At 71.0% G+C, this 11,835-nt stretch carries 11 protein-coding genes; 8 read left to right on the top strand and 3 right to left on the bottom strand.

Features of this window, described 5'->3' with window-relative positions:
• Window positions 1-21: 21 nt before the first annotated feature.
• Entirely contained in the window at window positions 22-456 is a 435-nt protein-coding gene (locus ACZ7FF_RS01695) for a MarR family winged helix-turn-helix transcriptional regulator (RefSeq protein ID WP_470808590.1), read from the bottom strand.
• 88 nt (window positions 457-544) lie between these two features.
• Between ACZ7FF_RS01695 and ACZ7FF_RS01690 the strand changes: the two genes are divergently transcribed.
• Together ACZ7FF_RS01690 and ACZ7FF_RS01685 are read left to right on the top strand one after the other, a co-directional pair.
• The gene (locus ACZ7FF_RS01690) at window positions 545-1,543 is read left to right on the top strand and encodes an NADP-dependent oxidoreductase (protein WP_470808589.1); all 999 of its coding nucleotides are present in this window, start codon (window positions 545-547) and stop codon (window positions 1,541-1,543) included.
• A gap of 105 nt (window positions 1,544-1,648) precedes the next feature.
• On the top strand, window positions 1,649-2,068 hold the full coding sequence (locus ACZ7FF_RS01685) for an organic hydroperoxide resistance protein (protein WP_470808587.1): 420 nt from the start codon (window positions 1,649-1,651) through the stop codon (window positions 2,066-2,068).
• A 73-nt stretch (window positions 2,069-2,141) separates the two neighbouring features.
• On the opposite strand, the gene ACZ7FF_RS01680 is transcribed toward ACZ7FF_RS01685, so the two are convergent.
• Together ACZ7FF_RS01680 and ACZ7FF_RS01675 are read right to left on the bottom strand one after the other, a co-directional pair.
• Window positions 2,142-3,296 (bottom strand): serine hydrolase domain-containing protein, encoded by a 1,155-nt coding sequence (locus tag ACZ7FF_RS01680; protein WP_470808586.1) that lies wholly within the window; start codon window positions 3,294-3,296, stop codon window positions 2,142-2,144.
• Between the two features lie 135 nt (window positions 3,297-3,431).
• The gene (locus ACZ7FF_RS01675; RefSeq protein ID WP_470808584.1) at window positions 3,432-4,328 is read right to left on the bottom strand and encodes an SCO2400 family protein; all 897 of its coding nucleotides are present in this window, start codon (window positions 4,326-4,328) and stop codon (window positions 3,432-3,434) included.
• A 201-nt stretch (window positions 4,329-4,529) separates the two neighbouring features.
• On the opposite strand from ACZ7FF_RS01675, the gene ACZ7FF_RS01670 reads away from it, so the two are divergent.
• From ACZ7FF_RS01670 to mmsB, 6 genes are all read left to right on the top strand, one after another.
• A complete protein-coding gene (locus ACZ7FF_RS01670) occupies window positions 4,530-5,687 on the top strand; it encodes a mandelate racemase/muconate lactonizing enzyme family protein (RefSeq protein WP_470808582.1) in 1,158 nt (385 codons plus the stop codon).
• A complete protein-coding gene (locus ACZ7FF_RS01665; protein WP_470808580.1) occupies window positions 5,684-6,688 on the top strand; it encodes a zinc-dependent alcohol dehydrogenase in 1,005 nt (334 codons plus the stop codon). The genes ACZ7FF_RS01670 and ACZ7FF_RS01665 overlap by 4 nt, the downstream gene beginning before the upstream one ends.
• A gap of 184 nt (window positions 6,689-6,872) precedes the next feature.
• Window positions 6,873-7,838 carry a hypothetical protein gene (locus ACZ7FF_RS01660; protein ID WP_470808579.1) on the top strand — a complete coding sequence of 322 codons (966 nt, stop codon included), beginning with the start codon at window positions 6,873-6,875 and terminating at the stop codon, window positions 7,836-7,838.
• A gap of 34 nt (window positions 7,839-7,872) precedes the next feature.
• Window positions 7,873-8,982, top strand: coding sequence for a multiple monosaccharide ABC transporter substrate-binding protein (chvE, locus tag ACZ7FF_RS01655; protein ID WP_470808578.1), 1,110 nt, complete (start codon window positions 7,873-7,875; stop codon window positions 8,980-8,982).
• 43 nt (window positions 8,983-9,025) lie between these two features.
• A complete protein-coding gene (gene mmsA / locus ACZ7FF_RS01650; protein ID WP_470808576.1) occupies window positions 9,026-10,576 on the top strand; it encodes a multiple monosaccharide ABC transporter ATP-binding protein in 1,551 nt (516 codons plus the stop codon).
• Complete coding sequence (gene mmsB, locus ACZ7FF_RS01645; RefSeq protein ID WP_470808574.1) at window positions 10,573-11,817, top strand: multiple monosaccharide ABC transporter permease; 1,245 nt, start codon at window positions 10,573-10,575, stop codon at window positions 11,815-11,817. Before mmsA ends, mmsB begins: the two co-directional genes overlap by 4 nt.
• The last annotated feature ends 18 nt before the right edge of the window (window positions 11,818-11,835 follow it).

The following is an 11,835-nucleotide window of genomic DNA, read 5'->3' as shown; positions in this document are numbered from 1 at the left end:
CCAGGACTTTACCCGGGGTGGTCAGGAATCCAGCATCCGCTGGAGCAGGTCGCGCAGCACCAGCCGCTCCTCGTCGGACAGGCCCGCAAGGGGTTCCCGGGCGAAGCGCAGCCCGTCCCTGAGCTCGCGCACCACCCGGCTGCCGTCGTCGGTGGCGGCGGCCAGCTTCACCCGGCGGTCCGCCGGGTCGGGACGGCGCTCGACCAGCCCCCGGGCCTCCAGGCGGTCCACGATCCCGGTCACGTTGGACGGCTCGCACTTCAGCTTCTGGGCGAGCTTGCGCATCGGCAGCGGGTCGAGCGCGAGCAGGCTGAGCAGCTTCGCCTGGGCGCCGGTCAGGGCGTGCCCGGCGGCGGCCTCCTCGTAGTCCGCGTGGTAGCGGGCCACCACCTCGGCGATGAGCTGGACGACCTCGACGGTCAGTTCGTCCGGACGGGTCTTCTGCGGCGCGGCCATGGCGCCATCCTACCGCGCTTACTTGACATCATGAAATATTCAGGTGCACGGTTGTTTCAGATGCTGAAGTAAATCGAAAGGCACCCTCATGATCAACCGCGAGTGGCACCTGCTCAGCCGTCCCGTCGGCTGGCCCAAGCCCGAGGACTTCGCCCTCGTCGAGACCGAGGTCCCGACGCCCGGCGAGGGCCAGGTGCTGGTACGCAACAAGTACCTCTCGGTGGACCCGTACATGCGTGGCCGGATGTCGGCCGCCAAGTCGTACGCCGCCCCCTACGAGCTGGGCAAGGCCATGCAGGGCGGCGCGGTCGGCGAGGTCGTGGAGTCCAACGCCGAGGGCATCGAGGCCGGCGACCACGTCCTGCACTTCTTCGGCTGGCGCGAGTACGCCGTCCTGGACGCGAAGCACGCCGTCAAGGTCGACCCCGCGGCCGCGCCCCTGTCGACGTACCTCGGCGTCCTCGGCATGACCGGCCTGACCGCCTACGCCGGTCTGCTGCGCACCGCCTCCTTCAAGGAGGGCGACATCGTGTTCGTCTCCGGCGCGGCCGGCGCCGTGGGCAGCCAGGTCGGGCAGATCGCCCGGCTCAAGGGCGCCTCGCGGGTCATCGGCTCGGCCGGGTCCGACGAGAAGGTGAAGCTGCTGGTCGACGAGTACGGCTTCGACGCCGCGTTCAACTACAAGAACGGCCCCGTCGCCGAGCAGCTGCGCGCGGCCGCGCCCGACGGCATCGACGTGTACTTCGACAACGTCGGCGGCGACCACCTGGAGGCGGCCGTCGGCTCCCTCAACCTGAACGGCCGCATCGCCGTCTGCGGCATGATCTCGGTCTACAACAACACCGAGCCCGCCCCCGGCCCGCGCAACCTCGCCCGCCTCATCCAGACCCGCGGCCGCATGGAGGGCTTCCTGGTCGGCGACCACTACGACCTGCAGCCGCAGTTCGTCCAGGAGGTCGGCCCCTGGGTCGCCTCGGGACAGCTGAAGTACCGCGAGACGGTCGTCGACGGCGTCGAGAACACCCTGGAGGCGTTCCTCGGTGTGCTGCGCGGCGACAACACCGGCAAGATGATCGTCAAGCTCTAGGACCACGGCCGGGATTTCGGGTTCTTCCGCTGTGCGGTAACTTCTTTCCGAATCCGCCGTCGATCGTGGGCGCGAGTCGTGGCGGACCGAGGAGGAAGACAACCCATGCCCATCACCCAGTCCGACGTTCTGTACACGGCCGTCGCCACCGCGGAGAACGGCCGGTACGGCCGCGTCGCCACCGACGACGGCAAGCTCGACGTCATCGTGAACCCGCCCAAGGAGATGGGCGGCAACGGTGCCGGCACCAACCCGGAGCAACTGTTCGCCGCGGGCTACAGCGCCTGCTTCCAGGGCGCCCTCGGCGTCGTGGCCCGGCAGGAGGGTGCCGACATCTCCGGCTCGACCGTCACCGCGAAGGTCGGCATCGGCAAGAACGACGAGGGGTTCGGGATCATCGTGGAGATCTCGGCGAGCATTCCCGGCGTCGACGCGGCGACGGCGCGCTCCCTCGTGGAGAAGGCCCACCAGGTCTGCCCGTACTCGAAGGCGACCCGGGGCAACATCAGCGTGACGCTGGTCTGATCCGCGTCGTTGCTCATGGCGGCAGCCGCACCCTTGGACGTGGGGTGCGGCTGCTGTGCCGTGGGGCCCCGGGTCAGCGCGCCGCCGCCCTGTGCACCGCCGCCGCCAGCCGGTGGTTCTCCGGTGCCGCACCGGGCGGGAAGGCGAAGCGCCGCCGGGTGTAGCCGTAGGCCAGACCGCTGCGGGGGTCGGCGAAGGCCTGGGTGCCGTTGGCCCCGCTGTGGCCGATCGCGCCGGCGCCCAGGAATGGGTGCCAGACCTCGGCGGTGGCCTGGAAGCCCAGGCCGAAGGCCCTGTGGGCGCCGGCCACCAGATCGTGGCCCACGGAGTGGATCAGGCCGAACTCCGCGACCGTGTCCTCCTTCAGCAGCGGGGCCTTGCCGTCGACCTCGCTGATCGCCGCCGCGTACATCCCCGCGAGGCCGCGCGCCGAGGCGATGCCGCCCACCGAGGCCGGGCCCTTGGCGCGGACCGACCGCTCCTCGTACAGCCGCTCCAGGTCGGTGGGCTGCGCCGCGTGCCGGTTGAAGGCGATCGAGGCGAGGGTGTGCGGGCCGGTCGGCAGCGCGTCGAGGAGCGCCTGCTGCTTGGTGGTGGGCAGCAGTGGCCGTACGCCGCGGAAGCGCGGCTCGTCGGCGGCCGGCAGGCCCAGGTGGAAGTCCAGCCCGTAGGGGGCGCGGACCCGCTCCTCGTAGACCTCCTGGGTCGTGCGGCCCGTGGCCCGGCGCACGACCTCGCCGGTGAGCGCGCCCATGACCAGGGCGTGACAGCCGAAGGCCGTGCCCGGCCGCCAGAACGGCCGCTGGTCGGCGAGCCGCTCGGCGACCGCCCGGTCGTCGGCCAGCTCCGCGGGGCTGAACCCGGTGTCGGTGCCGACCACCCCGGAGCGGTGCGCCAGCAGGTCCCGCAGGGTCAGCCCGCCCTTGCCCTCGGCGGCGAACTCCGGCCAGTAGTAGGTCACCCTGCGGTCCAGCTCCAGCGTGCCGTCCTGCACCAGCAGCGCCGCCACCAGGTGGGCCGCGCCCTTGGTCGCCGCGTACACGCCGTACAGCGAGTCGCCCGCCGCGCCCTCACCCGCCCACAGGTCCACGACCCGGCGGCCGTGCACATGGGCGCACAACTGTCCCTCGTAGTCGGCCCGTTCCCCGGCGACGAAGGCGGCGAACTCCTCGCGCACCGCCTCGAAGCCCTCGGCGACCGTGCCGTGGACGGTGATGTCCTGCGTCATCCGCTCTCCTCAACTGAGCCGCTGCTCGCTGCTCCCCCTCGGACAACGCCCGTGTGCACACGGCGGGCGTTCCCGGGATCGGTACGGCGAGACGCACCTGTTCGACTCAACCGAGGCGAAGGCCGGTCCCCCGGCTCAGGAGCACCACCACAGGAAGCGGGTGCAGGTCCTGCTGGGCGAGGGCGACGGGGCCGGTCCGGAGGTCGTCGGGGCGCTGCTCGGGGTGGCGGTGGGCCGGGTGGCGGCAGGGGCGGTCGGGGCCCTGGTGGGCGCGCCGCCACCGGTCGCCGCCGACTGCCGGACCTCGCCCGTGTCCGTGGCGGACGGGGAGGCGGAGTCCTTGTGCTTCGGGGTCCCGGAGGCGGACGCGGAGGCCGGGGCGTCCGGGGAGGCGGTCGCGCCCGCGCCGGAGGTGTCGCGGAGGGGATCGGCCGTGCGGCCGGGCGTCGCCGAGGGCGCGCCGCCGTCGGCCGCGGTGTCCCCCGACATGGCCGGGCGGCCGCCGGAGAAGGGCGAGAAGGGCGCGTCCGTGCCCAGTTCGGCGACGCTGAGGCCGCCCGCGGCCAGCACGAGACCGGCGGCGATCAGGACGGTACGGCGACGACGGCGCCGGTGGGCGGCGGCCTTGCGGTCGCGCCTGCTGGAGTCGGCCTCGGCGGGGCTCACCGTGGCGGCGCCCCGCGCCCTGCGCCGGGCCGCCCGGCCGCCGGCCCCGGGCTCCTCCCACGGCTCCGGGGCGTCCGGCTCACCCTGCTCCACCGGCTCGCCCCGCCGCTCGGGCTCGTACTCCTCCCGGGTGTACTCCTGCGGGTACCCCTGAGCCACGCCGTACCGGTCGTCGTGTCCGGAGCCGTATCCGGTGTCGTACCCCTCGGGGACGCGGCCGCCGTGCCCCGGTGCCTGCCCCGCGCCCGCGTACGCGGGCGCGGCCGGGGCGCCCGTGGGGACGGCGACCCGGTCGGCGGGTGTTCCGCACCCCGGGCAGGCCAGGGCGCCGTTGAGGTGCCGTTGGCACGGGAGGCAGTAGTCCATGACGCGGGAAGACTAGAGTCCGCGCCGGTCACGTTCCTAGGCGGCACTGTGAAGGTTTGGTGCGGGACCGAAAGCGTTCTCAACCGGCTTGCCTGAACCGTTACCTGTTCGACCCATTGACACCCCCACCACCCCGTCCTTACTGTCACGCCAACATTTCGAACGTGTGACGAAATCTCGAACAGCTGAGGGGCAACTGCCGTGCGCATCACCGGAATCAGCACGCACGTGGTCGGGACGCCGTGGCGCAACCTGACCTACGTCCAGGTGCACACCGACGAGGGGATCACGGGAGTCGGCGAGACCCGGATGCTCGGTCACACCGACGCGCTGCTCGGCTATCTGCGGGAGGCCGAGGCCAACCACGTCCTCGGCTCGGACCCGTTCGCCGTCGAAGACCTGGTGCGCCGGATGAAATACGGCGACTACGGCCGCGCCGGTGAGATCGTCATGTCCGGCATCGCCGTGGTGGAGATGGCCTGCTGGGACATCAAGGGCAAGGCGCTCGGCGTCCCGGTGTGGCAGCTGCTCGGCGGCAGGGTGACGGACCGGGTCAAGGCGTACGCCAACGGGTGGTACACGACCGAGCGGACGCCCGAGGCCTATCACAAGGCGGCCCAAGGGGTGATGGAGCGCGGATACCGTGCGCTGAAGATCGACCCGTTCGGCACCGGGCACTTCGAACTCGACCACGAGCAGACCGTGTACGCCGTCTCGCTCATCGAGGCCGTACGCGACGCCATCGGCCCGGACGCCGAGCTGATGCTGGAGATGCACGGCCGCTTCTCGCCCGCCACCGCCGTCCGGCTGGCCCGGGAGATGGCCCCCTTCGAGCCGGCCTGGCTGGAGGAGCCGGTGCCGCCGGAGAACCTGAAGGCGCTGAAGAAGGTCGCCGAGAAGGTGGACCTGCCCGTCGCCACCGGTGAGCGCGTCCACGACCGGATCGAGTTCCGGGAGCTGTTCGAGAACCAGGCGGCGGACATCCTCCAGCCCGACGTCGGCCACATGGGCGGCATCTGGGAGACGCGCAAGCTCGCCGCGACCGCCGAGACCCACTACATGCTGGTCGCCCCGCACAACGTGGGCGGGCCGGTGCTCACCGCCGCCTCCCTCCAGGTCGGCTTCACCTCGCCCAACTTCAAGATCCTTGAGCACTTCAACGACTTCGCGGACGCGGAGATCAAGAAGGTGGTCAAGGGAGCCCCGCAGGTCGTGGACGGCTACTTCCACCTCTCCGACGCGCCCGGCCTCGGCGTGGAGCTGGACGTGGACGCCGCCGCCGAGTTCCCGCAGCAGCAGGCCCGGTTCGACCTGTGGGCCGAGGGCTGGGAGCAGCGCAGGCCCAAGGGGAACAGGTGAGCGGCGCCGTCGTCGTCGAGGCGCCCGGCTGGCACCGGATCGCGGAGCACACCCCCCGCGAACCCGGCCCGGGCGAGGCCCTGGTGGCCGTGCACGCGGCCGGCGTCTGCGGCAGCGACCGCGAGGTGTACCAGGGCAACCGGCCCGAGGGGTACGTGCGTTACCCGCTCACGCCCGGCCACGAGTGGTCGGGCACCGTCTCGCGGGTGGGCGCCGGGGTGCCGGAGGGACTCGTCGGCCGCAAGGTGGTCGGCGAGGGCTTCCGCAACTGCCAGGTGTGCGACCGCTGCCACGCGGGCGAGACCACGCTGTGCACGGCCGGGTACGAGGAGACCGGGTTCACCCTCCCGGGCGCCATGGCCGCGACCCTCACCCTGCCGGCCCGGCTGCTGCACGTCCTGCCGGACGACGCCGACCTGACCGCCGCCGCCCTGCTGGAGCCCGCCGCCTGTGTCGCGGCCGCCGTGCTGAAGGCGCGCGCCCTGCCGGGCGAGCGGGTCGCGGTGGTCGGCACCGGCACGCTCGGGATGTTCGCCGTGCAGTTCCTGAGCGCCGTCTCGCCGGCCGAGCTGCTGGTGGTGGGCGCGCGGGACGAACGGGAGGCGCTGTCCCGGCGGTTCGGGGCCACCGACTTCCGGCTGCGGGACCAGGACCTGCCCGACGACGTCGACGTGGTGATCGAGACCGCCGGTTCCGCGGACGCGGCCCGCACCGCGGCCGGGCTGCTCCGGCGCGGCGGACGCCTGGTGCTGACCGGGATCCCGGCGCCGGGTGCGGACGGGCTCGACCCGACCGGTCTCGTCGTACGCCAGCTGGAGGTGCACACGGTCTTCGGCGCGCCGCCGGACGCCTGGGCGCACGCCGTGCGGGTGTTCGGCGCCGGGCTGCTCGACCCGCTGCCCCTCGTCACGCACGAGCTGCCGCTGGCCGGGTTCACCCAGGCCATCGAGCTGGTCGGGGCCGGCGACCCGAAGGTGGGCAAGGTGCTGCTGCGCCCCTAGGGCCTATCCGACCATGCGCGTCGTCGCCCGAAGGGCGGCCGCGCGGCGTCAGGTGCGTGCTCTCGGCGTGCCGGCCGGGGCGTGACCTGACCGCGCCCGGGTCGGCGTACCGCCACGGCCTTTTTCTGCCCCGAGTCACGAACCACGTTCGATATATCGAACCTCTGCACACGAAGGACAGCCAGTGACCAACGCTTCCGCACCGGCGGCCCGCAGGCCCGGCGAGCGACTGCTCGCCACGCTCGGCCTGGGCGCGCCCGCCCTCGACCCCGCCGACGCCTCCGCCCACAGCTTCCCGGGCGGCGGCCGCTGGCGCACCGAGATCCCCTCGTGCGAGGGTCCCGAAGCGCTGGCCGTGGTCCTCAAGGAGTCCTCGCGGCTCGACGTGCCGATCCACCGGATCAGCCAGGGCAGCGGCGTGTGGATGCTCACCGACGCCGAGATCACCGAGATGGTCGAGGCCACCGCCGCACGCGACATCGAACTCTGCCTGTTCACCGGCCCGCGCGGCACCTGGGACACCGGCGGCTCGGTGCGCTCCGACTCACGGGGGGCCGGACCGCGCGCCCGGGGCCACGACGCCGTCGCCGGCTGCGTCGAGGACGCCGTACGGGCCACCGAACTGGGCGTCACCTGCCTGCTGGTGGCCGACGAGGGCGTGCTGTGGACCCTGCACCGGGCCCGCGCGAGGGGGATCATCCCGGCCGGCACCACGCTGAAGGTCTCGGCGCTCATCGGCCCCGTCAACCCGGCCTCGTACGCCGTCTACGAGCGGCTCGGCGCCGACTCGATCAACGTGCCCAGCGATCTGACGCTGGACCACCTCACCGAGATCCGCCGGGTCTCCGGCGCCCCCATGGACATGTACGTCGAGGCCCCCGACGACCTCGGCGGCTATGTGCGGATGTACGAGGTCGCCGAGCTGATCCGGCGCGGCGCCCCGCTCTACCTGAAGTTCGGCCTGTCCAAGGCCCCCGGCATCTACCCGTGGGGCACCCATCTGCGGGACGTGACCCTGGACACCGCCCGGGAGCGGGTGCGGCGCGGCCGGCTCGCCCTGGACCTGCTCGCCCGGCACGGCGCGGACGGCGACATGGCGCCGCTCGGCTCCCGGCTGCCCGGGCCCCTCGACCGCTTCCCCACCGCCTGACCCCGCCCGACGAGACGACCAAGGACTGATCACCATGCGCAACCGCAGAGCCGCACTCGCCGCGATATCCGCGACCGCCTCGCTCGCCCTCGCCCTGACCGCCTGCGGCCAGAGCGGCTCGGGCGGCAGCAAGGAGAAGACGGGTGACGTGAAGGGCGCCACGATCGGCATCGCGATGCCGACGAAGTCCTCCGAGCGGTGGATCAACGACGGCAACGACATGGTCAAGAACCTCCAGGCCAAGGGCTACAAGACCAAGCTGGTCTACGGAGAGGACGACCCGAGCACCCAGGTCTCGCAGATCGAGAACATGATCACGCAGGGCGTCAAGGGCTTGATCATCGCGGCCATCGACAACAAGTCCCTGAACAACGTGCTCCAGGAGGCCGCCCAGGCCCACATCCCGGTCATCGCCTACGACCGGCTCATCCTCGGCACCAAGAACGTCGACTACTACGCCTCGTTCGACAACGAGAAGGTCGGCACCCTCCAGGGCACCTACATCGTCCACAAGCTCGGCCTGGACGCCGGCAGGAAGGGCCCGTTCGACATCGAGCTGTTCGCCGGGTCCAACGACGACAACAACACCCAGTACTTCTTCGACGGCGCGATGAAGGTGCTCCAGCCCTACATCGACAAGAAGGAACTGGTGGTCAGGTCCGGGCAGACCAAGCTCAACCAGGTCACCACCCTGCGCTGGGACGGCACCACCGCGCAGAAGCGCATGGAGGACATCCTCACCTCCGCCTACAAGAGCGGCAGGGTCGACGCGGTGCTCTCGCCCTACGACGGCATCTCCATCGGCGTCATCTCCGCGCTGAAGTCGGACGGTTACGGCTCCTCGTCCAACCCGCTGCCGGTCATCACCGGCCAGGACGCCGAGCTGGCCTCGGTGAAGTCGATCATCGCCGGCCAGCAGTCCCAGACCGTCTTCAAGGACAGCCGCAAGGAGACCGCCGTCGCGGTAACCATGGTCGACGACGTCCTGCACGGCAAGAAGCCCCAGGTCAACGACACCAAGACCTACACCAACGGCGCCAGGGTCGTGCCCTCCTACCTCCTCCAGCCGGTGAGCGTGGACAAGACCAACTACGAGGACGTCCTGGTCAAGGGCGGCTACTACACGGACTCCCAGCTCAAGTAGTCCCGTCCCCCTGCCCGACCCACACTGATTGGAAGGCACGACCATGGCGGGTCCCGTCCTGGAAATGCGCTCGATCGTCAAGACCTTTCCCGGTGTCAAGGCGCTGTCGGACGTCACCCTGACCGTCCGGCAGGGCGAGGTCCACGCCATCTGCGGGGAGAACGGCGCCGGCAAGTCGACCCTGATGAAGGTGCTCTCCGGCGTCCATGCGCACGGCACCTACGAGGGCGAGATCCTCTTCGAGGGACAGCCCGGCCGGTTCAAGGACATCCGGGCGAGCGAGCAGCACGGCATCGTCATCATCCACCAGGAGCTGGCGCTGGTGCCGTACCTCTCCGTCGCGGAGAACATCTTCCTCGGCAACGAGCACGCGCGGCGCGGGCTCATCGACTGGCGCGAGACCCTGCGCCACGCCACCGAACTGCTGCGCCGGGTCGGGCTCGACGAGCACCCGGAGACCCGCGTCGCCGACATCGGCGTGGGCAAGCAGCAGCTCGTGGAGATCGCCAAGGCGCTGTCCAAGCGGGTGAAACTGCTGATCCTGGACGAGCCGACGGCGGCCCTGAACGACGAGGACAGCGGCAAGCTGCTCGACCTGATCCTGGACCTGAAGGACCAGGGCATCACCTCGATCATCATCTCCCACAAGCTGGGCGAGATCCGCCGGGTCGCCGACTCGGTGACGATCATCCGGGACGGGCGGTCCATCGAGACGCTCGACGTGAAGTCGAAGGACACGACCGAGGACCGGATCATCAGCGGCATGGTGGGCCGCGACCTCGACCACCGCTTCCCCGAGCGCACCCCGCACGAGCCGGCGAAGGGCGCGGCCCCCGCGCTGGAGATCCGCAACTGGACCGTCCACCACCCCATCGACCAGCAGCGCAAGGTCGTGGACGACGTGTCGATCAGTGTCCGGCGGGGCGAGATCGTCGGTATCGCGGGCCTGATGGGCGCCGGCCGCACCGAACTCGCGATGAGCGTGTTCGGCCGCAGCTACGGCCGGTACGCGGGCGGCACGATCCTCAAGGACGGTGTGGAGATCCGCACGAAGTCCGTGGCGGAGGCGGTGCGGCACGGCATCGCGTACGTCACCGAGGACCGCAAGCACTACGGCCTCAACCTCATCGACACCATCAACCGGAACATCTCGCTGGCCGCGCTGAGGAAGGTCGCGAGGCGGGGCGTGGTGGACGAACAGGCGGAGCGGCAGGTCTCCGAGGGTTTCCGCACGTCGATGAACATCAAGGCGCCGACGGTGTTCGAGCCGGTGGGCAAGCTGTCCGGCGGCAACCAGCAGAAGGTCGTCCTCAGCAAGTGGATCTTCGCCGGCCCGGACGTGCTCGTCCTGGACGAACCCACCCGGGGCATCGACGTGGGCGCCAAGTACGAGATCTACACGGTCATCGACCAACTGGCCGCCCAGGGCAAGGCGGTCGTCTTCATCTCCTCCGAGCTGCCGGAGCTGCTCGGCATGTGCGACCGCATCTACACGATGGCCGCCGGGCGGCTGACCGGTGAGGTGCCGCGCGCCGAGGCCACGCAGGAAGTGCTGATGCGCCATATGACGAAGGACAAAGAGGTAACCCGATGAGCACGGATGTGACCGCCAAGAGCCCGGCCCCCGCGCCGCCGGGCAGGAGCGGACCGGCCGGCGCGGACGGCCTGCTCCGACTGGTCCTGGGCGGCCTGCGCCGCAACATGCGCCAGTACGGCATGCTGATCGCGCTCGGCCTGATCGTCGCCCTCTTCCAGTTCTGGACCGGCGGCGACCTGCTGCTGCCGCGCAACGTCTCCAACCTGGTGCTGCAGAACAGCTACATCCTGATCCTGGCGATCGGCATGATGCTGGTCATCATCGCCGGGCACATCGACCTGTCGGTCGGCTCGATCACGGCGTTCGTGGGCGCGTTCGCGGCGGTGCTGACGGTGCAGCACCATGTGGCGTGGCCCGTCGCGCTGGTGCTGTGCCTGCTGGTGGGCGCGGTGGCGGGTTCGGTACAGGGCTTCCTCATCGCGTACTTCGGCATACCGTCGTTCATCGTCACCCTCGCGGGCATGCTGCTCTTCCGCGGCCTCACCGAGATCCTGCTCAAGGGCCAGACCCTCGGGCCGTTCCCGGACGGCCTGCAGAAGATCGGCAACGGCTTCCTGCCCGAGGTCGGGCCGGACACCAACTACCACAACCTCACCCTGCTCCTCGGCATCGTCCTGATCGCCGCCGTGGTGTGGCAGGAGGTGCGCGACCGGCGCCGCCAGCGGGAGTTCTCCCTCGACGTCGTGCCGGTGAAGCTGTTCCTGCTCAAGCTCGTCGCGCTGGTCGCCGCGGTGCTCGCCCTCACGATGCTGCTCGCCAGCTACGACGGCGCGCCGATCGTGCTGATCATCCTCGGCGTCCTGGTGGGCGGCTACGGCTACGTCATGCGCAACTCGGTCTTCGGCCGCCACATCTACGCCATCGGCGGCAATCTGCCGGCGGCCAAGCTGTCCGGCGTGAAGGACCGGCGGATCACCTTCCAGGTGTTCCTGAACATGGGCGTGCTCGCGGCCCTGGCGGGTCTGGTGGTGGCCGCCCGCCTGAACGCGGCCTCGCCGAAGGCGGGCGACGGCTTCGAACTGGAGGCGATCGCCTCCGCGTTCATCGGCGGCGCGTCCATGAGCGGCGGCGTCGGCACCGTCCTCGGCGCCATCATCGGCGGCCTGGTCCTCGGCGTGCTGAACAACGGCATGAACCTCCTCAGCGTCGGCACCGACTGGCAGCAGGTCATCAAGGGCCTCGCCCTGCTGGTGGCGGTCGGGTTCGACGTGTGGAACAAGCGCAGGTCCGGTTCGTAAGCGCCCGGGAAAGGGAGC

Source organism: Streptomyces sp. NPDC037126, assembly GCF_055605965.1.
This window is presented reverse-complemented; position numbering and strand designations above follow the sequence as displayed.